At 69.3% G+C, this 22,828-nt stretch carries 23 protein-coding genes and 2 tRNA genes; 6 read left to right on the top strand and 19 right to left on the bottom strand.

Annotated elements, in window-relative coordinates:
• Nucleotides 1–38: 38 nt before the first annotated feature.
• The 4 genes from NGH83_RS02955 to NGH83_RS02940 are packed head-to-tail and all read right to left on the bottom strand — an operon-like array spanning nt 39 to nt 4,499.
• Complete coding sequence (locus tag NGH83_RS02955) at nt 39–755, bottom strand: hypothetical protein (protein ID WP_251857581.1); 717 nt, start codon at nt 753–755, stop codon at nt 39–41.
• Nucleotides 743–2,398 (bottom strand): protein kinase, encoded by a 1,656-nt coding sequence (locus NGH83_RS02950; protein WP_251857580.1) that lies wholly within the window; start codon nt 2,396–2,398, stop codon nt 743–745. Before NGH83_RS02950 ends, NGH83_RS02955 begins: the two co-directional genes overlap by 13 nt.
• Nucleotides 2,395–3,672, bottom strand: a complete 1,278-nt coding sequence (locus tag NGH83_RS02945; RefSeq protein ID WP_251857579.1) for an FHA domain-containing protein — start codon at nt 3,670–3,672, stop codon at nt 2,395–2,397. Before NGH83_RS02945 ends, NGH83_RS02950 begins: the two co-directional genes overlap by 4 nt.
• 8 nt (nt 3,673–3,680) lie before the next feature.
• On the bottom strand, nt 3,681–4,499 hold the full coding sequence (locus NGH83_RS02940) for a PP2C family serine/threonine-protein phosphatase (protein WP_251857578.1): 819 nt from the start codon (nt 4,497–4,499) through the stop codon (nt 3,681–3,683).
• A 135-nt stretch (nt 4,500–4,634) separates the two neighbouring features.
• Here NGH83_RS02940 and NGH83_RS02935 point away from each other — a divergent pair, with 135 nt between their 5' ends.
• A complete protein-coding gene (locus tag NGH83_RS02935; RefSeq protein WP_251857577.1) occupies nt 4,635–5,246 on the top strand; it encodes a DUF2510 domain-containing protein in 612 nt (203 codons plus the stop codon).
• A gap of 111 nt (nt 5,247–5,357) precedes the next feature.
• On the opposite strand, the gene NGH83_RS02930 is transcribed toward NGH83_RS02935, so the two are convergent.
• The 3 genes from NGH83_RS02930 to NGH83_RS02920 all read right to left on the bottom strand — a co-directional run bounded on the left by NGH83_RS02930 (nt 5,358) and on the right by NGH83_RS02920 (nt 8,626).
• Entirely contained in the window at nt 5,358–6,392 is a 1,035-nt protein-coding gene (locus NGH83_RS02930; protein WP_251857576.1) for a TerC family protein, read from the bottom strand.
• Between the two features lie 179 nt (nt 6,393–6,571).
• The gene (locus NGH83_RS02925) at nt 6,572–7,807 is read right to left on the bottom strand and encodes a low temperature requirement protein A (RefSeq protein ID WP_251857575.1); all 1,236 of its coding nucleotides are present in this window, start codon (nt 7,805–7,807) and stop codon (nt 6,572–6,574) included.
• Between the two features lie 9 nt (nt 7,808–7,816).
• The gene (locus NGH83_RS02920; RefSeq protein WP_251857574.1) at nt 7,817–8,626 is read right to left on the bottom strand and encodes a nucleotidyltransferase domain-containing protein; all 810 of its coding nucleotides are present in this window, start codon (nt 8,624–8,626) and stop codon (nt 7,817–7,819) included.
• Nucleotides 8,627–8,673: 47 nt separating this feature from the next.
• On the opposite strand from NGH83_RS02920, the gene NGH83_RS02915 reads away from it, so the two are divergent.
• Complete coding sequence (locus tag NGH83_RS02915; protein WP_251857573.1) at nt 8,674–9,522, top strand: phosphotransferase family protein; 849 nt, start codon at nt 8,674–8,676, stop codon at nt 9,520–9,522.
• Here the strand turns inward: NGH83_RS02915 and NGH83_RS02910 are convergent.
• The 6 genes from NGH83_RS02910 to NGH83_RS02885 form a co-directional block, all read right to left on the bottom strand.
• A complete protein-coding gene (locus tag NGH83_RS02910; RefSeq protein ID WP_251857572.1) occupies nt 9,509–10,183 on the bottom strand; it encodes a hypothetical protein in 675 nt (224 codons plus the stop codon). The two genes, NGH83_RS02915 and NGH83_RS02910, sit on opposite strands and share 14 nt — an antisense overlap.
• Before the next feature lie 366 nt (nt 10,184–10,549).
• Nucleotides 10,550–10,622 (bottom strand) — tRNA-Glu (locus NGH83_RS02905).
• Between the two features lie 74 nt (nt 10,623–10,696).
• Nucleotides 10,697–11,605 carry a diacylglycerol kinase family protein gene (locus NGH83_RS02900; RefSeq protein WP_251857571.1) on the bottom strand — a complete coding sequence of 303 codons (909 nt, stop codon included), beginning with the start codon at nt 11,603–11,605 and terminating at the stop codon, nt 10,697–10,699.
• 10 nt (nt 11,606–11,615) lie between these two features.
• Nucleotides 11,616–13,829, bottom strand: a complete 2,214-nt coding sequence (locus tag NGH83_RS02895; protein ID WP_251858432.1) for a copper-translocating P-type ATPase — start codon at nt 13,827–13,829, stop codon at nt 11,616–11,618.
• Nucleotides 13,830–13,882: 53 nt separating this feature from the next.
• The gene (locus NGH83_RS02890; protein ID WP_251857570.1) at nt 13,883–14,329 is read right to left on the bottom strand and encodes a hypothetical protein; all 447 of its coding nucleotides are present in this window, start codon (nt 14,327–14,329) and stop codon (nt 13,883–13,885) included.
• 37 nt (nt 14,330–14,366) lie between these two features.
• Nucleotides 14,367–14,537, bottom strand: a complete 171-nt coding sequence (locus NGH83_RS02885) for a hypothetical protein (RefSeq protein ID WP_251857569.1) — start codon at nt 14,535–14,537, stop codon at nt 14,367–14,369.
• Nucleotides 14,538–14,707: 170 nt separating this feature from the next.
• Here NGH83_RS02885 and NGH83_RS02880 point away from each other — a divergent pair, with 170 nt between their 5' ends.
• Entirely contained in the window at nt 14,708–15,346 is a 639-nt protein-coding gene (locus NGH83_RS02880) for an MBL fold metallo-hydrolase (RefSeq protein WP_251857568.1), read from the top strand.
• On the opposite strand, the gene mtnN is transcribed toward NGH83_RS02880, so the two are convergent.
• The 4 genes from mtnN to NGH83_RS02860 all read right to left on the bottom strand — a co-directional run bounded on the left by mtnN (nt 15,343) and on the right by NGH83_RS02860 (nt 19,249).
• The gene (gene mtnN / locus NGH83_RS02875; protein ID WP_251857567.1) at nt 15,343–16,056 is read right to left on the bottom strand and encodes a 5'-methylthioadenosine/S-adenosylhomocysteine nucleosidase; all 714 of its coding nucleotides are present in this window, start codon (nt 16,054–16,056) and stop codon (nt 15,343–15,345) included. The genes NGH83_RS02880 and mtnN overlap by 4 nt on opposite strands.
• Nucleotides 16,053–16,520 carry an S-ribosylhomocysteine lyase gene (locus tag NGH83_RS02870; protein WP_251857566.1) on the bottom strand — a complete coding sequence of 156 codons (468 nt, stop codon included), beginning with the start codon at nt 16,518–16,520 and terminating at the stop codon, nt 16,053–16,055. The genes mtnN and NGH83_RS02870 overlap by 4 nt, the downstream gene beginning before the upstream one ends.
• A gap of 102 nt (nt 16,521–16,622) precedes the next feature.
• Nucleotides 16,623–17,663, bottom strand: coding sequence for an NAD(P)-dependent alcohol dehydrogenase (locus NGH83_RS02865; protein ID WP_251857565.1), 1,041 nt, complete (start codon nt 17,661–17,663; stop codon nt 16,623–16,625).
• Nucleotides 17,664–17,812: 149 nt separating this feature from the next.
• The gene (locus NGH83_RS02860; protein ID WP_251857564.1) at nt 17,813–19,249 is read right to left on the bottom strand and encodes an HNH endonuclease signature motif containing protein; all 1,437 of its coding nucleotides are present in this window, start codon (nt 19,247–19,249) and stop codon (nt 17,813–17,815) included.
• A 72-nt stretch (nt 19,250–19,321) separates the two neighbouring features.
• Between NGH83_RS02860 and NGH83_RS02855 the strand changes: the two genes are divergently transcribed.
• Complete coding sequence (locus NGH83_RS02855) at nt 19,322–19,966, top strand: GNAT family N-acetyltransferase (RefSeq protein WP_251857563.1); 645 nt, start codon at nt 19,322–19,324, stop codon at nt 19,964–19,966.
• 81 nt (nt 19,967–20,047) lie between these two features.
• On the opposite strand, the gene NGH83_RS02850 is transcribed toward NGH83_RS02855, so the two are convergent.
• A complete protein-coding gene (locus NGH83_RS02850; RefSeq protein WP_251857562.1) occupies nt 20,048–20,602 on the bottom strand; it encodes a M15 family metallopeptidase in 555 nt (184 codons plus the stop codon).
• Nucleotides 20,603–20,767: 165 nt separating this feature from the next.
• Here NGH83_RS02850 and NGH83_RS02845 point away from each other — a divergent pair, with 165 nt between their 5' ends.
• Nucleotides 20,768–21,439 carry a response regulator transcription factor gene (locus NGH83_RS02845; protein WP_251857561.1) on the top strand — a complete coding sequence of 224 codons (672 nt, stop codon included), beginning with the start codon at nt 20,768–20,770 and terminating at the stop codon, nt 21,437–21,439.
• Nucleotides 21,440–21,470: 31 nt separating this feature from the next.
• On the top strand, nt 21,471–22,541 hold the full coding sequence (locus NGH83_RS02840) for a HAMP domain-containing sensor histidine kinase (RefSeq protein ID WP_251857560.1): 1,071 nt from the start codon (nt 21,471–21,473) through the stop codon (nt 22,539–22,541).
• Between the two features lie 63 nt (nt 22,542–22,604).
• On the opposite strand, the gene NGH83_RS02835 is transcribed toward NGH83_RS02840, so the two are convergent.
• Nucleotides 22,605–22,676, bottom strand: a tRNA-Gln gene (locus tag NGH83_RS02835).
• Between the last annotated feature and the right edge of the window lie 152 nt (nt 22,677–22,828).

The following is a 22,828-nucleotide window of genomic DNA, read 5'->3' as shown; positions in this document are numbered from 1 at the left end:
CCGGAGTCTCGATTACTTTACGCAATGCTCCTGTCGCGTTACGACGGGGAGGACTCCCCATCGCTCGGCGCCTCGTCGAGGATCGGCAGATCTTCGGCGCCCACGAGTCTCGTCGCGACCGCGTACTCGACGAGGCGGGCCCGGCGACTGGTCGCGAGCTTGCCGCGTCCCCCGCGCAGGCCTTGCACCCCCAGCCGGTCGAGCTTCTCGCACACGTTGTCGAGCTTGCGGTTGAACGTCGTCATGCTCCACCCCAGACGCGCGGCGGCCTCGGCCGAGCTCGGCACGGTCCCCCGCCCGGGAACGCTCTGAGTGAGGACGTGCTCGGCGAGGGCGACGACGAGCTGCCGCTGGGTGCGCGTGAGGTGCACGGGGATGATCGTCGTCGATCCTCCGGCCTCCGTCGCGGTCGCGGCGGTCGCGAAGTAGTCCTCGGCGGCGTGGATGGTGAAGTCGTAGGTCGTCGACCCGGCGGTGAACATGACGTGCATCACCGGGAACACCAGCGGCAGCTTCGCCCCCGGGGCGAGCCAGGCCTGCACGAGCCCCGACGCGTCGGTGACCGTCGCCGACAGCAGGTTACCCGCGTTGACGAGCCACCACATGCCGTACTCGTGCCGGAGGATGAGGAACCGGCGGTGAAGGTACGGGTTGTCGTCGATGGTCAGCTCGGCTTCGCGGCCGATGCCGAACTCGCCGTCGACGTCGAACCACTCGCCGCAGAACTCGACCTTGAGCGGGGTCACGACGTGCACACCTCGAGCGGGTCGCCGGTCTTGCCGCCGCGCAGCACGGCGACCGAGATGCACACCCGCTGCGCGGGGTCGACAGGTCCGACCGTGGCGACGCTCTCCGTCGCAGGGTTCGTGCTGCCGGGCTGCTCGGAGCGCCACCAGCGGAAGCTGTCGCCCTCCTGCGGGGACGGGTTCATCCACCGGAACACGACCGATGTGCCGTCGGGCGTGCGCTCGAAGACGCCGTCGGTCGGCGCGGGAACCGCGCCGCCGACGATCGCGTCGGCCGGTTCGTCGCCGGTCGACGAGGTCTCGGTCGGCTGCGGCTCCGGTGTCCCGGTGAGGGCGACCGCGGTGGCCACCGCTCCCCCGACGAGGACGACAGCGGCGATGCCGCCGATGAGCGCGAAGGCGCGACCTCTCGAACGACGGGGGGCCGGCGCGACAGGCTGCGGTTCCGGAGAACCGGGCAGTGTCTCCGTCGTCTCGCGCGGAACCGGGCGCCTCGTGGTGTCGTGACCGACCTCATCGCGGGCGGGCTTGCCCGAGCGCAGCAGGGTGCGGTCCTCGATGGACGCCGCGTCGGGCGCCGGGTCGACGGTCTTCACCTCGCGCACCCGGGTCTCCTGCGACTCGGGAGCGGGCGCCGACGGGGTGACCGGCTGCGCCTCGATCGTCGACACGGAGCGCACGTGGGTCTCTTCGGCGGAGCTCGCGTCGGCGACGGGCGCCTTGACGCTTTCGAGGTTCGGCACCTCGATGGTGGTGGGCGCGTAGCCGAGCTCCAGCTCGACCCGTTGCAGGGCGCGCCCGAACTCGACGGCGTTCGCGAAACGGTCCTCGCGGCGCAGCGCCATGCCCTTCTGCAGCACCGCGACGAGCGAGCGCGGCACGTCGTCGCGCCCGAGCGGGGTGATGGCTCCCCGTTCGATGCGTCCGATGAGGTCGAGTGTGCCGTTCGAGCGTCCCGGAATCTCGAAGGGGGTGCGCCCGGCGAGCAGGGTGTGCAGGGTCGCCGCCAGCGAGAAGACGTCGGAGCGCACATCCGGGTCGGGGTCGTCCTCGAACATCTCGGCCGGGGACCACGGCACGCTGAGCCCGACGGACTGAGCGGCGGTGCCCGTGGTGGCGAGGTCGAGATCGCGGGTGCTGGTCGTCGTGTGCACCGGAAGCTCGTCGAGGGTCGACGCGATGCCGAAGTCGGTGAGCGCCGGCCACCCGTAGTCGTTGGTGAGCACGTTGCCGGGCTTGATGTCGCGGTGCAGGATGCCCGACGCGTGAGCCGTCGCAACGGCACCGACGAGGCGGACGCCGATGCGCAGCACGTCGGCGACCTCGAAGCGCTCGGACTTGTAGCGCTCGCCGAGGCTCGCGCCCGAGCAGTACTCCATGACGAAGTACGGCCGGTCGTCGGGGGTCACGTCGGCGTGGTGGATGGTGACGATGTACGGGTGCGCCGAGAGCTGGGCCATCAGGTTGGCCTCGGCGACGAAGGCGTCGCGGCTCGACTGATTCAGCTCGTCGGTGAGCAGCACCTTCACGGCGACGTTGCGCCGGGGTAACGCCTGCTCGTAGAGGAACACGTCGGAGAACCCGCCGGCGCCGAGAGGCCGCAGGTAGCGGTAGCCCCGCAGCTCGGGCGGGGTCGATGGGGCGCGTCTCATGCGGCGGGACCCTGCGGTTCGCGGACCTGGATGGTGAGCCCGCCGCCGAGGTCGATGACGGTCATGTCGATCACGGTGGTGGGCACTCCCCCTCGGAGGCGTTCGGCGGCGCGGCCGGGCAGCGCCACGGTCGTGCCGTTGCGCGAGTGCAGGTCGGTGACGACGACCGCGTCGCCCTGCATCTCGATCTGCACGTGCGAGCGCGACAGATCCGGGTCGTCGGTGATCGTGACGAGTCGCGGCACCCGACCGGCGGAGACCTTGCCGGTGGAGGGCGAGCGGCCGATGATGATCGGCGCGGTCAGCGTCTCGGTGAGTCCGGTGGAGAAGCGCAGTTCGGGTACGGCCGGCGCGGCGCTCGTCGGCGACGGGGGGATGGGAGCCGTCTGCGGGGGCGGGGCCGCAGCGCGCAGGGCGGCGAGATCGCCGCTCACGATGGTCATGCCGTCGTGCTCCTCGTACGCGGAAGCGGTGGCCGAAGTGGGGACATCGGCGACCGGCGCAGCGATCGCGGGCGCGGCCACCTCGTCGGCGGCCTCGTCGTCGCGGACGGCGGCGTGCTCGATCGGTCGCACGATCGTCTCTTCGAAGAGGTGCGAGTACCCCGGGTCGGCGTCGGCGAGGGTGAACTCCACCATGGTCTGCTCGGGGATGCTCGTCGGCGCGGTCACCGGCGCGGAGGAGGGCGACGGAGCTGCCACCACGGGTGGGGACGAAATGCGGGTCGGCGCGCTCGACTCCTCGGGCTCGGGGACGGCGGGAGTCGGGGACTCCGCCACCGGCGGCACGATCGGAGAGGCAGGCGTCTCCGCTGCCGGCGGCGCGCCCGCAGCGACCGGCGGCTGCTCGCTCGCCGACGAGACTCCGAGGCGGAGCGTCGTCGCGAACGCGGCGCCGCGCCCGAGCGGAAGGGAGACGGCGAAGTGGTCGGCACCCACGGCGAGCACCACCGTGTCGGTACCCGCCGCGCGGTGCTCGCCCCATGTCGAGTAGTCGCTGCCGCGGTACTCGTCGTCGCCGAGGGTCGCGCTGACCTCGCCGCGCACGAGGACGCGGGCGGCGCCGTCGTCGAGGGCCGCGAATCCGAAGGCGGGCATCGCACCGAGCCCGTCGCGCATCAGCAGGTCGAGGACCGCGCTCACCGGTTCGGCGGCGTCGAGCGCGACGAGCAGCGGCTCGATCCGCTCCGGATCCCCCGCCTCGAGGAGCACGGCCCGGGAGCCGCTGACGACGGCGACCCAGCCGGATGCGGCGGGCGTGTACTGCGCACTCACGTGGGCGGTCATCCTCTCGGGCGGGTGTCTTCGAGCACCGGCTGCCTCGTCGCGGTCACGTCGTCGCCGGTCTCGTCCGGGATGTACTCGAACAGCACCGCGGTGATGTTGTCGTGGCCGCCGACGGCGAGCGCCGCGGCGACGAGCGCGTCGACGACCCCTGACGCGTCGGCATCGTGGGAGGCGAGGACGTCGGCGATGAAGTCGTCGTCGAGTTCTTTGGTGAGCCCGTCGGAGCAGACGAGGAAGGTCTGCGGGCTGTCGGCGGGCAGCAGCCAGACGTCGATGTCGAGTGCGGGGTCGGAGCCGACGGCACGGGTGATGACGTTGCGGTCGGGGTGCACGGCGGCTGCCTCGGGCGTGATGTGGCCGAGCTCGACGAGTTCCTGCACGACGGAGTGATCGACGCTGACCTGTTCGAGGTGGCGCCCGTCGAAGCGGTAGACGCGGGAGTCGCCGACGTTGAAGACCATCCAGTGCGGCTTGTCGGTGGGGTTCGGCCGCACCAGGGCGACCCCGGAGACGGTGCTGCCCGACACGGTGCCCTCGTCGGCCGAGACGATGAGTTCAGTGTTCGCAGCGCCGATCGCCGCGATGACGTCGTCCACGCTCGGCAGCTCGGTCTCGTCGATGGCGGAGAGCGCGTCGATGATGCAGCGACTCGCCCGCTCGCCGTGCGAGTGCCCGCCCATGCCGTCGGCGACGACGGCGAACGGGTGGCGGGCGAGGTAGGAGTCCTCGTTGCGCGTGCGCACCGCGCCCACGTGCGACGCGCCCGCAACCGTGATCTTCGCGGCGAATCCGCCGAGATCGACCGGGTCGGTCATCGACGAACCCCCTTCGTTCCTGGGATACACCGTACCTTCCACCGGTCGGGATCCGCGAAGCGGCGGTCTTCCGCCCCCTGGACCGATTCCGACCACTTCTGGCCGCGGCACGACCCGCTTCGCTACGCTCAGCGCGTGACGAGCGCAGAGCAGCCCACCCCGCCCGGCTTCTACCCCGACCCTCAGGGCGGCGCATCCCGCCGCTGGTGGGACGGCACGAAGTGGACCGAGACCCTCGAAGGGTCGGCGTGGACGACCCCGGTCGGCCCCGATGGGCGCCCGATCCAGCCGGAGCTCCCCGCGGGGACGAAGTACGACAGCGCCTTCATCTGGATCTTCTCGATCATTCCGCTGCTGACGCTCGTGCAGCTGCTCATCATGGACTTCGGCGGCGTGATGCGCGCCGCGCTGGAACAGCCGAGCAACCCGTTCGCCATCTACACGCCGGGCTACCTCGCCGCCTCGAGCCTCAGCTTCCTCTTCTATGCGGGCTCGGTGCTCCTCGCCTACCTCGACCGCGACCGGCTGCAGAAGCTCGGCGTCGTGCAGCCGTTCCACTGGGCGTGGGCGCTACTGTCGAGCCTCGTCTACGCGATCGGCCGGGCGGTCGTCCTCCGCCGCCGGGTGGGCGCCGGGATGGCCCCGCTGTGGGTCTACATCGCGGGCAGTGTCATCACGACGAGCATCGTGCTCGTCATGGTCGTCTCGGCGATCAGCACGGCGCTGGAGTCGTTCCGGTTCTCCTGAGCCCGCGGGCCCTCGTCTCGCTTCGCCGGGCACGGTGCGAGCGGGGGCAGTCGGGTCGGGTCGCATCGCGACGGCCCTGGCCGGCCTCCTCAGCGACCAGGGGTGCGGGCGTTACTTCGTTTCGGCGTCCTCGTCGGTGCGGGGCTTCAGCGCGTCCTTCGGGTCGGGGAGGTTCGGGTCGCGCTTCATCTTGATGAGGCTTGCGATCGTCGCGACGGCCATCGACGCCACGATCACCGCGAGTGAGGCGAAGGTGTCGATGTCGGGAGCCCACTCGACGTGCTCGCCGCCGTTGATGAAGGGCAGTTCGTTCTCGTGCAGGGCGTGGAGGAACAGCTTCACGCCGATGAAGGCGAGGATGAACGCGATCCCGTACTTGAGGTAGACGAGACGGTCGATGAGGTCGCCGAGCAGGAAGTAGAGCTGCCGGAGCCCCATCAGGGCGAAGATGTTGGCGGTGAACACGATGAACGGACTCGTCGTGATGCCGAAAATCGCGGGGATCGAGTCGAGCGCGAACAGGATGTCCGTCGATCCGATCGCGATGAAGACCAGCAGGATCGGCGTGAACGTCTTCTTGCCGTCGATGACGGTGCGGATCTTGTTGCCGTCGAACTCGTCGGTGATGCGGATCCGCTTCCGGAGGAAGCCGATGATGCGGCTCTCGTTCTCCTCGTTGTGGTCCTTGCCGAACGCCTGCGTGTACGCCGTGTAGATGAGGAACAGTCCGAAGAGGTAGAAGATCGCGCTGAAGTTCTCGATGATCGCGGCACCCAGCAGGATGAAAATGCCGCGGAAGACCAGCGCGAGGATGATCCCGACCATCAGGATCTCCTGCTGGTACTTCCTCGGCACTTTGAAGCTCGCCATGATGATGACGAAGACGAACAGGTTGTCGATGCTGAGGCTGTACTCGGTCAGCCAACCGGCGATGAACTGGCCGGCGTGCTCCGCGTCGCCGAGCGCGAGCATCAGCCCCGCGAAGACGAGGGCGAGCGCCACGTAGAAGATCACCCAGAGCGCAGACTCGCGCGTCGACGGCACATGCGGGCGGCGGTAGGCGATGACGAGGTCGGTCAGCAGGATCAGACCGAGGACGACGTACGAGCCGATCTCGAACCAGAGCGGGATCTCAAGATCAGACACGGGCGTCCTTCGGTCGTGGGCATGCGGGATGACCGAAAGTCTCTCCCCCACCGCGATGCGGTGACGCCGTGACCGGGGCCGCATCCTCGAGGCCCGTGCTGACGATCACAGCGAGACGGGATACTCCCCTTCGCTGGGGTGAGTCTATGCGCCGCCTGTGCGACTGAAGCTGCGAACGCTCAGATCGTTTCGTCCACCTCGTCGGCGGTGCGGACCTCGCCTTCGCGGCCAAGGCGGCGCCACAGGAGTTGGTCGGCGATCACGACGACGAGGAGCACCAGGTTGCTCAGCCAGTTGAGCGCGAGCGGCGACAGCAGCGGGTGCAGCGCGAACAGGGCGGCGAGCGCCGCGGCACCCAGGTAGTGCGAGACGAGCATCGGCCCCTTCACCGCCCAGGTGAACAGCGCGTTGCCGATCAGGTAGACCGCAGCGGCACCGCAGATGAGGCCCGCGACCCACGGCGACGATCCTGTGGTCGCGTGCCCCTCCTCGTGCTCGCCGAGCGGGTGTAGCAGGACGAGTTCGTCGGCGACGGCGGTGAGCAGGATGCCGATCACCAGCAGCACGTGGATGTACGTGTACGCGAGCCGACCGATCGCGCCGTTCGCGTCCGTCGACGAGATGTACTCGCTGCCACGCCGTTCGCGATGGTTGAAGTAGAGCAGCCACATCAGCACCGTGCTCGCGAACGCGGCGGCGAAGGCGGAGATCGAGACCGGGTCGAGCGGCACGTCGTCGAACGCGGTGCCCGTGACGATGATCGACTCGCCCAGCACGATGATGAGGAAGAGGGCGGCGCGCTCGGCCATGTGCTCGCCCGAGATATGCCAGACCCGAACCGGGGTCGCCCCCAGGCCGGGCAGGGCGTAGCGGGCGGACGGGCCGGCGCTGTACAACGCGACCGCCGCAAGCCACAACCATCCGCGCGCGTCTGGGAGCAGCGCGCCCGCGATCCAGAGCGACGCCGCCGCCAGCTGCCAGATCGAGATGCGCACGAAGCCCAGCGAGTTCTCGGGCCGGTCGCGGCGCAGTGCCACAGCGGTGAACACGGAGCGGCCCACCTCGATGACGACGTAGCAGAGCGCGAAGAGCACCGCCCCGTCGCCGAACGCGTCGGGGATCGCCGTGCCGAGGAGGAGCGCGGCGAACATCATGGAGAGCAGCAGTCCCCGAACAGCCGGATGCTCGGGATGCAGCCAGTTCGTCACCCAGGCGGTGTTGATCCACATCCACCAGAGCGCCACGGTGAGCAGCAGGGTCTGCAGCAGCACCGGCAACGACGGATGCTCGATGAGCGCATGCGAGAGCTGAGTGATCGCGAACACGAACACCAGGTCGAAGAACAGTTCGACGAAGGTCACCCGGTGGGAGTCGCGTCCGCTCTGCGGGCGCACGATGCTCGCCGTCTCGCGCATGAGGCGACTCTAGGACTCAGTCGACCGGCGGTGGTCGGCGGTGTTCTCGACACCCGATCCTCCGTCGATCAGCGCGGCTCGGCAGATCCGCTGTGCGGCGTCGACGGCGGCAACGAGGGAGCTCTCATCGTTGCGCGCGGCGGCGACGACCCCGTCGACTCCGGACAGCCCTGCTGCCGCGAGCATTCCTTTCTCGTTAGTCACCCATCGGCCCCGGGTGGCGAGGATCGCGTGAGCGTACTGGGTGGCTGCGAGTGCGATCGAGCCCAGGCAGCGCAGAACATCGCCTCGCGGCGCATGTCCCTTCCGCGCGTAGTCGAGCTCGAGTTCGGCTCGCTCGCTCCACGTCGCCGCGGCGGACTCTCGCAGAACGGGCGGGTACTGCGGCCGGGGAAGGTCCCCGTGCAGTGTCCGGTTGATCGCGAGTTCCGCGAGCACCAGGTAGGTGGGGATGCCGGCGAGGTAGAACATGAGTGGTTCGATGTGCACCTCTCCCGCATCGGCGCGAACCAGTTCTCGTTCGATGACGGCGAGGTCGCGGTAGTGGATGTCCATCTCGCGTCCGTCAATCGTGAACCGGCCGCCACCGTTGAACACGCCGCCGCCCCACCCACCGACCTCCGTCGCCGATCCGGGCCAGCCGATGGCTCGGAGATCGTCGGGGGCGAAGTCGCCGCGGTAGTAGATCGAGAAGTCCCAGTCGCTGTTCTCGCGGGCGGTTCCGGTCGAGCGTGAGCCTCCCAACGCGACGGCCTCCACTCTCGGGAGCGCCGCGAGCGCGGTCACCACTGTCGCGAGGAAACGGTCGTCATCGTTCACGAGAAATCATTCTGCGCGTGAGCACGCGACTCCACTAGCGTCGTCGGATGCGCGACTGGAGGGCGTCCGGGCTGACCGGGAAGCAGGCCGCGCTCCTCGGCGGATGGCTGACCGACCCTGAACTTCTCGCGGACCTGTCTTGGGGCGTCGCCACCACGGTCCTGCACTTCCGAAGCGCCGGCGCCCACTACATCGCCAAGGCGGGCGGCTCCGACAACACCCACATCGGGCGCGAGATCACCGCCTACGAGCGCTACACCTCCGCGCTGGCCGACCTCGGCCTCGCGCCGCGCCTCGTCGCCGCCGATCGTGACGCCCGCGTCCTCCTGCTCGACTACCTCGACGGCGACCTCGTCGACGGGACGGATTCCGCCACTGCCGCCGAGGTGCATGAGCAGGCGGGCCGGCTGCTGCGCCGACTGCATGCGCAGGAGCAGCGCGTGGACGACGGATACGAGGAGCGTGCGACGAGGAAGGCTCTCGCCGACCTCGATCGGCCGCACCGCCTCACACACTCGCAGGCGGACGCGGCGCGAGCGATGCTGCACGCCGCCCGTCCCCGCCCGGTCACGTCCGTCCCCACGCATGGGGACTGGCAGCCGCGCAATTGGCTGATCGACGCGAGCACGGTCAAGGCCATCGACTTCGGGCGGTTCGCCTTCCGTCCCGCCCACACCGACCTGTGCCGGCTCGCGGCGCAGCAATGGCGTGGGCGGTCCGACCTCGAAGCGGCGTTCCTCCGCGGCTACGGATCCGACCCGCGCGACCCCGAGCTGTGGCGTATCGAGATGCTGAGGCAGGCGATCGGAACCGCCGTCTGGGCGCACAGCGCCGGCGATCGCGCATTCGAAGCGCAAGGACTGCGGATGGTGTCCGACGCCGTCAGCGGGAAGTGACCGCGCGCGTCACGAACTCCAGCCGGAGGTAAGGCAGCTCCTCGCGAGGGACGACGACCGTCAACAGTCGATCGCCGACCTCCACGGCGATCGCGTAGACGTGGGGATCGAAGTCGTGGTGGACCCCGCGCAGCTCGACGCCATCGACCAGCACCGAGGTCTCGACCAGTCCGGCAACCGTCGGCATCCCGCTGACCTCGCCCGGCATCTCCCCCACTACCCGCTCCTCGCGGAACCGATTCACGAGGGCGTACCAGATGTGGTCGAGGAGAGCATCCTTCACCGACTGCGACCCGCGCGGAGCGGTACGCACCGCCTCCCACAAGGAGCGGTAGAGCATGATGCGCCTCGCATCGAGGAACCACTGCGGCAACGGGAATTCGGGCGGGGCCTCGATGATGTCCCGATCCTCCTGCGGAAGAGTCGACCTGTTCACCGGATCCTCACGGTCGTCCGGATTGCGCAACAGCATGTACGTCAACGACGCGTGATCGAGATGATCGCCACCGGCTCCCGAGGACGTCCAGGCGGCGCTCACCGACGTCTCCTCGAGCGCCGGCTGGTCGACGAACGTGAACAAATCCATGCCGAAACGACGAGAGACCTCGTCCGCCGTCGCAGGAGGCGGCATGTCCTCGGGGATGATGCCCGCGAAGTGCATGCAGGTCAGTATCGGGGAGGTTGGGGGGGGTGGGGGGTAGGGCGTGGGCGGGGTTGGCCTGCGGCGGCTGCGGCCTGCGGCGCGGCCTGCGGCGCTAGTCGTGCCTTGGGCGCCCGACCGTTCGGCCGCGGGCGGCCTCTGCGGAATCATTTGTCCCCACCGCTACCCCAAATGCCGCTTCGCGTCATCCGGGGCCCCTCGCGGCGTGGGCCCACCCACTCGCTACCCCAAATGCCGCTTCGCGTCATCCGGGGCCCCTCGCGGGGTGGGCCCACCCTGGTGAGGTGAAAAGCACCCCTGGGGTCGCGTCAGAATAAAGAAGAGCGGCTCGCCCCGGAGGGCGAGCCGCTCTTCTTTATTCTGATGTGACCCCAGCGGGATTTGAACCCGCGTTACCGCCGTGAGAGGGCGACGTCCTAGGCCGCTAAACGATGGGGCCGTTGCGTTCGGCTTGCCGAGCGCCTGGTCGAGTATAGGCGAACCTGACGCGGTGCGCCAATCGAGCGGCGCGGCCTACGCCAACACCGCCAAAGCACGCGGAACGAGCTCCACCTCCATGTCGAGATCGCCGACCCGCTCACCGTCCGCGTACGCCACGACACCCTCGGCGTGCAGCCTCACATGGCGCGCCCGGACCACGTCGACGATGTCGAGACTCGTGTGAGTGCCCTTGAACACCTTCGGGAACAGTCGCAGGAACCGCAGCCGTGACACCGGCGCCACGATCACCACATCGAACAGCCCGTCATCGACCTGCGCATCCGGTGCGATCAGCATCCCGCCGCCGATCGACGTGTTGTTCGCCACCGCGAGCAGCACCGCCTCCGTCTCCCGCGACACCCCGTCCAGCTCCAGCCGGTAGCGGATCGGATGCAGCACCGCCAGCTCCCGCAGCAGCGCGATCGTGTACCGGCTCGCGCCGCGAGGACGCCGCATCCGGTTCGCCCGTTCGTTGACGATCGCGTCGAAACCGGCCGAGAGGATGCAGGCGAACCACACCAACCGCTCAGTCGTTCGCACTCGGCCCGCATCGATGAGACGCGGACCGCGCTCGAGCCGTTCCAGAAGATGAGCGACCGCCGCCTCCGCGTCGCCCAGCGGGATGCCGAGGCCCCGCGCCGTGTCGTTGCCGGTGCCCGACGGGATCACTCCCAAAGGGACGCCCGTCCCCGCGACCAGGTTCACACCGAGGTGCACCATGCCGTCGCCGCCGACCACGACCAGCGCGTCGGCGCCGGCGTCGAGCGCCCGCTGCGCGGCGACGGCGAGGTCGAGCATGCTCGCTTCGGCGAGCGCCGTGACCTCATGCCCGGCGGCGCGCAGCCGATCGGCGACGAGCGGACCGACGTGGCGCCCCTTGCCGAACGACGCCGTGGGGTTGATCGCGAGCACCAGGCGTCGTCGGGAGGTCACCTGCGACATCTTGCCGGACTCAGCGTCTCCCGATGCGCAGGCGGCGCAGCAGCTGCGCGTTGATGGCGACCACGATGGTGGACACCGACATCAGCACCGCGCCGACCGCCGGCGAGACGACGATCCCGATGCCGATCGCGACCCCCGCCGCGAGCGGAAGGGACACCACGTTGTAGCCGACCGCCCAAGCGAGGTTCTGCAGCATCTTCCGGTAGGTGGCACGCGAGAGGGTGAGCACGTCGGCGACGCTGCGCGGGTCGCTCGAGGCGAGCACGATGCCGGCAGATTCGATGGCGACGTCCGTGCCCGCACCGATCGCGATCCCGAGGTCCGCCTGCGCCAACGCCGGGGCGTCGTTGACACCGTCGCCGACCATGGCGACGCGAGCCCCACCGCGCTGGAGGTCACGGACGACGCCCGCCTTGTCCTGCGGCAGGACCTCGGCGGTGACCTCCTCGATCCCGAGCGCCGACGCGACATGGGCGGCGACGTCCTTCGCATCCCCCGTCACCATGGCCACCCTGACCCCGCGCTCGCGCAGGGCTGCGACCGCGTCGCGCGACTCCGCACGCACGATGTCATCGATCTCGAGGTAGCCGACCGCGGCGTCCTCGCGAACCACCCACACGACCGTTCGCCCCTCGCGCTGGGCGGCGGCGGCACCGTCGCCGAGCACCTGCGGCACCGACACGCCACGATCGGCGACCGCACCGGGACTCAGCACCGCGACCGCGCGTCCGTCGACCCGCGCGGCGACTCCCCTGCCGGCGAGCGGCTCGAAGTCCTCGGCCTCGGGCAGCGGTAGCGACCGCTCCTTCGCCGCCGCGATGACCGCACGGCCGATCGGATGCTCCGACCGCTGCTCGACGGCGGCCGCGAGAGCGAGCACTGCATCGACGTTCCCGTCCTCCTCCGCCACCACCTGGGCGATGCCCTGCCGACCCTCAGTGAGCGTGCCCGTCTTGTCGAAGAGCACCACGTCGACGCGGCGCGCGTCTTCGAGCGCTGCACGGTTGCGGACCAGGATTCCGGCGCGAGCCCCCAGCGTCGTGGAGATCTGCGCGACCAGCGGGATCGCGAGGCCGAGAGCGTGGGGGCACGCGATGATCAGTACGGTCACGACCCGCTCGAGCGTGAAGCCGGGGTCGTCGGGGCGCAGCACCGCCCATGCCGCGAGGGTGACGGCAGCGACGGCGACCGCGACGTAGAAGAGCCACTTCGCGGCCCGGTCGGCGAGCAGTTGCGCACCCGACTTGCTGGCCTGGGCCTCGGCGACGAGACGCATGATGCCCGACAGCGCGGTCTGCTCCCCCGTGGCCGTGACTCTGACCGTGAGCGCGCCCGCGACGACGCTGCCGGCGATCACCTGCGACCCAGCCGACGCCACCACCGGACGGGACTCGCCGGTCAGCATCGACTCGTCGACGTCCGCTCGCCCGTCGACGACCTCACCGTCGGCCGGCACCGCGCTTCCCGGCCGTACGAGGACGAGGTCGCCTTCGCGCAGGTCGGACACCGCGACGGTTTCAGAGTCACCGTCGTGGAGACGCTCCGCCTGGTCGGGCACCAGCGAGGCGAGCGCGCCGAGGGCGTCCCCGGCACCCATGACGGCCGACATCTCGATCCAGTGACCGAGCAGCATGATGGTGATGAGGGTGGCGAGTTCCCACCAGAAGTCCATGCCCGGCAACCCGAGGGTGACGGCGGCGCTGTAGACGAACGCGACGATGATCGCGAGCGAGATCAGCGTCATCATGCCTGGGGCGCGGCCGCGGAGCTCGTCCACGGCGCCGCGGAGGAATACGAGCCCGCCGTAGAAGAACAGGACCGCGCCGAAGACGGCCGGGATGAACTCGCTCCCCGGAAAGCGCGGACCGTCGAGGCCGAGGATCTCCTGCAACCCCTGTGAGAACACGAGGGTCGGCACGGTGAGCGCGAGGCTCAACCAGAACTTGCGTCGGAAGATCGCCGGATCGTGTCCCTCGTGTCCGGAGTGCCCCTCGTGGCCGGAGTGCCCGTGGGCGCCGTGACCGGAGTGCTCGGCGCGCTCGTGAGCACCGCGTCCTGAGTGGTTCGCACCCCCGGAGTGGTCGGCTTGCCCGAGGTGGTCACTGTGATCGTGTACCGCTCGCGCGCCGTGATCGTCGTCGCCATGACCGGCGTGGGCGTGGTCATGGTGGGTCTCCGGAGAGACCGATCCGCGGCCGTCGAAGTGCTCGTCGTGTCCACTCATCACTGGTACAACATACCCCCCATGGGTATATTCCGTCAGGGGGGAAGCGTTGCTCAGATTTCGCTGGCCGCGGCGTCGCGTTCTCGACGCGTCAACCGGATCGACGACTGGAGGTATCCGACCGCGACGATGGCGTAGAACGTGATGGCCACGATGCGGGCCTCGACCGGCGGTCCGTCCGGGATCACCGCGATCGAGAACGCCTGCGCAACCGCGATACCGGCGATCACGTACCCGGCGACCGGTCGCCCGGTCAGCCGCCACATCGGACGGGGCGCGTTCTCTTCAGTGGTCGAGCGGAAGAACCGGCTCAGCACGACGATCGCCACCAACGTCAACCCGAAGGCGATCGCGTACACCCCGGCGGTGGCGAATCCCGACGCCACTCCGAACAGGAAGGTGAGCAGGAAGATGAGGATGAACGTCCCGACGATCGCGCCGACCTTGGTCAGCGGGTCGCGGATCACCTTCGGCTTCGGGGCTTCTACGTCGTCAGCCATGCCGCAACGCTAGCAAGCCGCCCTCGCCGCACTCCGTTCAGTCACGGCCGAGGCGCAGCAAACCGAATACCGCCATGAAGCCGAAGGCGAGGGCGAAGCCGCCGGCGAACCAGGCGATCGGCTCCTGGCTCGTGGCGACGAGCAGGACGCAGACGCCGATGAAGACCAGTCCGATGACGGCGTAGGTGATGCGGGTGGACTTCGACATGAAGTGTTCTTCCGTTTCCGGGGCCACGAGCGAGACCGCCGACGCGATGGCGCAGCGGAAGACCCCCGCACGATCTTGGCAGGCCGATGACGGTTCCTGTGGCACGCGCCGCCGAGCCCTCGTCGCCTACCTCGAAGCCGGCTGGCAACTTGCGGTTCTAGGCTCGCAGCATGAGGGTCACCAAACTCGAGCATGCCGCGTTGCAAATCCAGCAGGGGGGCAAGACGCTCTTCGTCGATCCGGGCAGCTTCACCACCCCGATCACCGACGCGAGCAACACGGTCGCGATCGTCATCACGCACGAGCACCCGGACCATTGGACGCCCGAGCAGCTGAAGCGCATCCTCGACTCGAATCCCGACGCACCGATCTTCGCGCCAGAGGGCGTGGCCCGGGCGGCCGCCGACTTCGACGTCACTGTGGTGCACGCCGGCGACACCATCGAGGTCGATCCGTTCACGTTGCGCTTCTTCGGCGGACGTCACGCCGTCATCCACTCGTCGATCCCGGTGATCGACAACCTCGGTGTGCTCGTCAACGACACCCTCTTCTACCCGGGCGATTCGTTTACGGTGCCGGAGGGCGTCGAGGTCGACACGCTGGCGACGCCGGCGTGGGCGCCGTGGATGAAGATCTCCGAAGCCATCGACTACGTGCTCGAGGTGGCGCCGAAGCGTGCGTTCCCGATGCACGACATGGGGCTGTCGCAGATCGGTAAGAACCTCAGCTACGGCCGACTGAAGGACGCGACCGAGCAGGGTGGCGGAGAGTTCTTCCCCCTGCAGCCGGGCGAGACGCTCGACGTCTAGAGCGCTGCGCCTCCACGCCAGTCGATGAGTGCGGTGACGACGGCCGCCGACCGGGCGGCCGCGTCGTCGACGTGCGCCTCGAACTCGTGCGGGCCGCACAGGTCGGAGATGCCGCGCACCGACACGAACGGCACGCCGTGCACGTGTGCGGTCTGGGCGATGGCGACCGACTCCATGTCCGCGGCGAGCACGCCCGGGAAGTCGGCGCTGAGCCTGCCCGCCTTGTCTTCGGTGACGAAGGAGTCGCCGGAGAGCACGAGGCCCGATCGGATGGTGAGGGCGCCGTCGTTCCACGGTATGTCGAGCGCGGCGAGGGCCGCGGCCGCCGCGTCGTCGGCCGGATACGACGCCGGCATCTGCGGCACCTGGCCGAGCGCGTACCCGAAGACGCGGGCGTCGGCGTCGGCATGATTGTGGTCGGTGCCGATGACGATGTCACCGACGGCGGAGTCGCCGAGCCCGCCGGCGCTTCCGGCGCTGACGAGGAGCGGCGCGCCGCCGACGGAGAGGATGGCCGACGTCGCGGCGCCTGCCGCGTTGACGAGTCCGATGCCGCCCTGCACGAGCAGCACCTCGCGACCGGCGAGTTCGATGCGGCGGTGGATCGCGCCCCCGATCTGCTCGGCGTCGCCGACACGGGTCGCCAGCTCGAGGAACGGCGCCGCCTCCTCGGGCATCGCGACGACGACGATGGCGTCGACTCCGCTCACGCGGTGACCACGTTCCAGGAGGTGCGCTCGGCGAGGAACGCGCGCGCCGCATCCTGGGCGCCGCTCAGCGAGTGGTTCGCTCCCCATCCGCACTGCACCTCGTTGGCGGCGGGCACCTCGTTTGCGTCGAGGATGTCGCCGAGGGTCGCCTCGATGAGTTCGAGCACGTCGTCGTAGGCGGGGTCGCCCTGGAGCATCAGGTAGAAGCCGGTCTGGCAGCCCATGGGCGAGAAGTCGAGCACGGCCGTCGAGTGGTTGCGGGAGTGCTCGGCGAACAGGTGCTCGAGCGAGTGCACGGCGGGCATCTCGAGGTGCCCCTTGTTGGGTTGGGTGAAGCGCACGTCGTACTTGGTGATCACGTCGCCCGCGGGCAGCGTCTTCTGGTCGGCGACCCGCACGTACGGCGCCTGCACGGTGCGGTGGTCGAGGTTGAACGACTCGACGTTCATGCGAGGGGCTTCCATGGGTTTCTCCGATCGTGGGCCGGCGACGCGCATGGCCGCCGCTGAAAAGTGTAGGAGCCGACCCGATCGATCGGGCCGGCTCCTCACGCAGTGCGAGTCTGCTCAGCTTCCCGGAACGATGACGGCGCGTCCGCGGATCGTGCCCGCGTGCAGCGCCTCATAGGCTTTGGGCCCGTCGTCGAGGGAGTACTTCTGGATCTCGACCTCGACCTGGCCGCGGCGGGCCATGTCGAGGACCTCGATCAGTTCTGCGCGGCTGCCCCAGTAGGGCGAGCGGACAGCGACGTCGTAGCCGATCGCTCCGAAGCCGACCTTGGCGATGCCGCCGCCGATTCCGACGATGGTCACGTCGCCCTCGGTCGCAGCGGCGGCGACGGCGAGGTCGACGGTGGGCTGCACTCCGACGAAGTCGAACACGGCGTCGGCGCCGAGCCCGCCGGTGAGCTTCTTGATCTCGTCCACCGCGTCGGCGTTGCTGAGGAGGGCGTGGTCGGCGCCGACATGCTTCGCGAGCTCGAGCTTCTCGTCGTTGACGTCGAGCGCGACGACCACCGCACCCGACAACGCCTTGAGGATCTGGATGCCGACGTGGCCGAGGCCGCCGGTGCCGATGACGACGGCGGTGCTGCCCGCGCCGAGCTTAGGCAGCGAGTTCTTGATGGCGTGGTAGGGCGTGAGGCCGGCGTCGGTGAGCGAGACGTTCTTCACCGGGTCGAGGTCGCCGAGCGGAACGAGGTGGCGCGGGTCGTCGATGAGCATGTACTCGGCCATCGAGCCGGGGCTGCCGAGCCCGGGCGGCTTGATGCCCTCAGCCTCGGCGTTGACGCAGTAGTTCTCCTTGCCTCGGGCGCACATGTGGCAGCGTCCGCAGCCCCACGGCCCGTACACGGCGACGGCGTCGCCGACGTTCAGGTGCTCGACGCCTTCGCCGAGCTCCTCGACGATGCCCGCGCCCTCGTGGCCGAGGGTCAGCGGCAGACCGTAGGTGTACTGGTCTTCGGGCAGGCTCATGACGAATTCGTCGGAGTGGCAGACGCCCGCGGCGGTCACCTTGAGCAGCACCTGCCCGGGGCCGACCTCGGGCTTCGGGATGTCGACGACCTTCGGCGGCTGTCCGATTTCGACGTACTGCAGTGCTTTCATGGGTGCCCCTTCCGTGCGGAGCCGGACGATACCGGCTCGATGTGACATATCGAACCTATGTCGGGCACATGAGCGGATCGTGAGCGCGAGGCGAGCGACGGATCAGCATCCTTATCCGCGCACTCCGGCCGGCGACGCCGGCGCGTCGCCTACGGCGCCGCAGGAACGCGGACTCTTCCACCTCTGCGCGGAGTCCTCGATGAGTCGATGTGGGAGGGCGGGATGAACCAGGGGACGTTGTCTCGTCTTTCGAGTTGCCAGCCGTCTTCATCGAATCGTCGGTGGTGAAAATGGCAGAGGAGTACGCCGTTCTCGATGTCGGTGCACTTGGTGGCCGACCACGGCTCGATGTGGGCCGCGTCGCACCATCGAGGTGGGGCGGTGCAGCCGGGCCAGACGCATCCACCGTCTCGCGCGGCCATGGCGCGGCGCTGGCCGGGGGTGAAGAACCGTTCTGTGGATCCGAGTCGGAGGGGCTGTTCCACTCCGTCGAGAACGACCGCGATGATGTTGGCGCACTGCATCGCGCGCCGGGCTGTGGCCGCGGAGACGACGCCGTCGACGCCCTCGAAGTAGGCGGTGCCGATGCCCGACGCGACGGTCTGGTCGGTCACGTGCAGCACGACGGTGGTGTCGACTCCGCCGAAGCTGCCGTCGTCGTGCTTGAGGCTGTCACGAAGGAGGTCGATGAGGGCGTCGTGCCGCTTCTGCTTCCAGGTGCGCGAGTCCCACTCGGGGGCGTCCTCGATGCCGAGCGCATCGGAGTCACCGTCGACGGGGGTGGCCGACTCGTCGACATCATGGAAACGCACCTGGCGACGCGGAGCGATTCGGGCGTCGATGGCGGCCTCCCAGTAGGCAGAGCCCTCAGCATCGGTGTCGACGATGTAGCGGAATCCGCCGGACTCGAGTGCGATGCCGGTCACGCCGCGCTGGGCGCGGATGACCTTCTCGCGATGCTCGACACCGTCGGGGTCGAATTGCTCGGGGAGAACCCGGCACACGTCGCGCAGCGTCACGGCCTCCCAGTGCTTCGCGGCCCCCTCGACCAGGTAGCGCTCAGCCCACGCGAGTCCTTCGGCGGTCGCGTTCGGCTCGATCTTCTCGAGGGCGACGACGATGTCCCGTCCGGCACGCGCCGTGAGCGCTCCGTCCGCCAGGGCGGATGCCAGCACAGGGAAGAACGGCGGGAGCACCTCACCGGTGAGTCCTTCTCGCGGAGTCACCGCGAGACCCACCCTGCAGTGGGTAGCCACGTCGACGGGAGCCAGCCTGCTGCGCTTGGCGAGCAGTTCGGTCGCGTTCTTCTCGCCGAGCCGGCGCGCGAGCGCGTCGGGAAGCCCGGACTCGCTGCGGCGCGCGACCTCGCCCGATGCGGCGACGATGACGGCCTCGGCGAGGCGGAGCACCTCGGCCGCGTGCTGGTGCAGCGCGAGCAGGTCGACGTCGGATGACGCCATCAGCGACTCGACCAGCGAAACCTCGGCGGCACCGGCTGACTGGACGGCACCGACCGACAGGACATCGGCGCGCGAGGACAGCAGCGCCGCCTCCTCCGCGAGCCGTGTCGTCGTGCGTGCCGTCATATCTGCACTCTGCCACCACCCTCCGACATCGAGCGCTGGCCCTTTGCGGGTCGGACCTTTACCTTCTGTTGCATGTCCGTCGACGAGGTCTGGCCGCTCTTCGCCCTGCGTCTGCGCACCCCACGGTTGGTCCTGCGGCCGGTGCGCGACGACGATCTCCCCGAGCTCCTCGCGGTGGTGGAGGGCGGCGTACACGATCCGGCGACGATGCCTTTCTCGTACCCGTGGACACGCGCGAGCGGGGACGAACTGCGCCGGAATGTCGTCGTCTGGCAGTGGTACCTCCGTTCGCAGGTCAAGCCGAACAACTGGACGATCGCCTTCGCCGTGGAGCTCGACGGGCACATCGTGGGTGTCCAGGATCTGAAGGTCTCCGAGTTCTCGGCGCTCAGAACCGTCTCCACGGGCTCATGGCTCGGCCAGCCCTTCCATGGAAGGGGCATCGGCACGGAGATGCGCGCAGCGGTGCTGCTATTCGCGTTCGACGCTCTCGGCGCCCGCTTCGCGGAGTCGGGTGCTGCGTCGTGGAACGACGCGTCACTCGGAGTATCGAGGCGGCTCGGCTATCGGCCGAACGGCGTCTCGCACCACGTCGACTCCCAGGGGCAGACGTTCGTGGAGCAGCGGCTGCGGCTCGACGAATCCGAGTTCGTGCGCCCCACCTGGCAGCTCGAGGTCGAGGGCTTCGAGCGCGCACGTGCCGATCTGCTCGGCTGAGCGACTGAGCGGCTGCGCGACTCAACGACTGCTCGACTGCTCGATGGCACCGCGGGCCGACCCGCCTCGGGCGGCGGCCGATCACGACCAGTCGGACGACGCGTCGAGCAGCATCGGCGGGCACTCGCCGCCGGGAGTCGTCGCGAGCTCGAAGTGCCACCGCTCGTTCGCGTAGGTCTGGCACAGGCCCCACTGGCTGCCGTGCTGACCGAGCCACAGCTGCGCCTCCAGCCCGCCCAGGTCGAAGGCGTCGCCGGTGACGTGACTCGAGCGGTCGGCGGGCGCCACGTACTGGCGGGCGATCTCCTCGCTGCCGTACGTGTCGACGGCGTCGGCGAAGAGCTGCTCCTGCAGCTGCGTGCTACGCCAGCCGCTCGAGACGTCGAGGCTCACGTCCTCGAGCGCGGCCGCCGCCGTCGCCTCCCGGAGCGCGTCGCGCAGCGCCGGCTGCAGGCCGGTGATCGCGGGGATGTCGTCGTCGACGCCGACGATCTCGTCGTCGAGGATCACCCCATCCGCATCCCCGGGACCGGACCACCCCGATCCGATGATCGGCAGATCGCCGAGATCGGTTCCCTGCGTAGCCAATCGCGGCATGGTGAGCGCCAACAGGACGGTGAGCAGCCCGACCGCCACGACGGCGGTAACGGTTCTGCGACGGTTGCGTCGAACCGCGCGGGAGGGCTGAGGCGGGTGCTGCAGAGTTCTGGTCATGTCGACGATCGCACCGCGAGCGCTGTTGCCCGGGCGTATCCGCGGCTGCATACGTCGGCGATACGCCGCGAGCGTTACGGTGACGGGATGCGTGCGCTGATCGTGGAGGACGAGCTGTTCCTCGCGGAGGCGATCCGCGACGGCCTGCGACTCGAGTCGATCGCCGCCGACATCGCCGGCGACGGTGACACCGCCCTCGAGTTGCTCGCGGTCAACGACTACGACGTCGTCGTGCTCGATCGCGACATCCCCGGCCCGAACGGCGACGAGATCGCACGGCACCTCTCCTCCTCGCCCGAGAGTCCCCGCATCCTGATGCTGACCGCCGCAGCACGCCTCGACGACAAGGAGACCGGCTTCGAGAGCGGCGCCGACGACTACCTCACCAAGCCGTTCGCGCTCCGCGAGCTGGTGCTGCGGTTGCGCGCACTCGAGCGGCGTCCGTCTGCCGGCAACCCGCCGGTCATCGTGTTCGGCGACCTGCGGCTCGACCCCTTCCGCCGAGAGGTGTACCGCCGCGACAGATACGTCGCATTGACCCGCAAGCAGTTCGCGGTGCTGCAGGTGCTCCTGGCCGCGCGGGGCGGGGTGGTCAGCGCCGAGCAGCTGCTCGAGCGGGCATGGGATGAGAACGCCGACCCCTTCACCAACGCGGTGCGCATCACGATCTCGGCACTGCGCAAGCGGCTCGGCGAACCGTGGCTCATCGACACCGTTCCGGGGGTCGGATACCGAGTCGTCGAGGGCCCCGGTGGCTGAGTCGGCTTCCCAAACGGGCCGACCAGAAGGGTTGTCTCTGCGCGTCCAACTCACCTTGAGTTACGCCGCGTTCACCGGTGTCGTGGGGGTCGCGATTTTTGCCATCGGATTCCTCCTGCTGCGCTTCGTGCCCGACAGCAACCTCGACCTCTCGGGCGGGTTCTCCCCGTCGCGCTCCGATCTCACCGAGGTCTTCGTCAAGTACGCGGTGTGGGCTCTAGTGGCACTCGCCGTCATCGGACTCGTGGGCGGGTGGATCCTCGCGGGGCGGATGCTCACCCCGTTGACCCGTGTCACCGACGCCGCCCGCCTCGTGCGCGACGGCTCGCTCGACCACCGCATCCGGATGCCCGGCGCCGGCAACGAGCTCACCGACCTGGCCGACACCTTCGACGACATGGTGGCCCGCGTCCAAGCGTCGGTCGAGGAGCAGCGACGATTCGCCGCGAACGCATCGCACGAGCTCAGGACCCCGCACGCCGTCATCCGCACGATGCTCGAAGTGGCGCAGGCCGACCCCGACGGGCGGGACGTCGATGCTCTTCTCCGCCGGATCGCGGAGATGAACGAGCGGTCGATCGTGTTGACCGAAGCCCTTCTCGACCTGGCGCGAGCCGACGCACGCAACCGCCTCACCGAGGTGGTCGATCTCGCCGCGGTGGTCGGACGAGTCGTCGAGGGGTTCGCCGCCGACGCATCGAAGCGGGATATCCGGGTGAGCGCGGATCTCGACGCGGCCGCGGTCGTGGGCGACGAGACGCTGCTCCGGCAACTGGTGACGAACCTCGTTCAGAACGCTGTGGCGCACACCCCTGCCAGTGGCGAGGTGTGGGTTTCGGTCGCCCGAGCACGCGACGGGGTAGCCGCACTCTCCGTGGCGAACACGGGCCCCGCGCTCGACGCCGCGACGGCGGCCACTTTCGTCGAGCCGTTCGTCCGAGGAGCGGGCCGCGCCCGTCGTAGGGGCGATGAGCACGTCGGCTCGGGGCTCGGCCTCGCGATCGTCGCCTCGATCGCCCGCGCACACGACGCGTCGCTCGAGATCGCGCCCCGAGACGGCGGCGGCCTCCGCGTGCGCGTGACGTTCCCGCCCAGAGGCTGACTAGAAACACGAAAACCCCGGAGAACCGGGGCTTCTTCATGTGAACGCGATGTTCGGATACTGCTGGGGTACCTGGACTCGAACCAAGAACAACTGAACCAGAATCAGCCGTGTTGCCAATTACACCATACCCCAAGGCTTCTCCTCGGAAGGAGGCCGCAGACCATCATACGGGATCGGAAGCGGGTCGCGAACCACCGGCGCGATGGTCTCGATGCGCTGCGCTTACTCGACCCTGGGCCCGCCGCGCACGCTTGCGCGGGGGATTCGATACGCTCCTTCGTCGC

Origin of the sequence: Herbiconiux sp. L3-i23 (genome assembly GCF_023734115.1) — a bacterium.
In the GTDB taxonomy this organism is placed as follows: Bacteria; Actinomycetota; Actinomycetes; order Actinomycetales; family Microbacteriaceae; genus Naasia.
The sequence above is the reverse complement of the archived record's forward strand: the minus strand, read 5'-3'. Positions and strand labels throughout refer to the sequence as shown.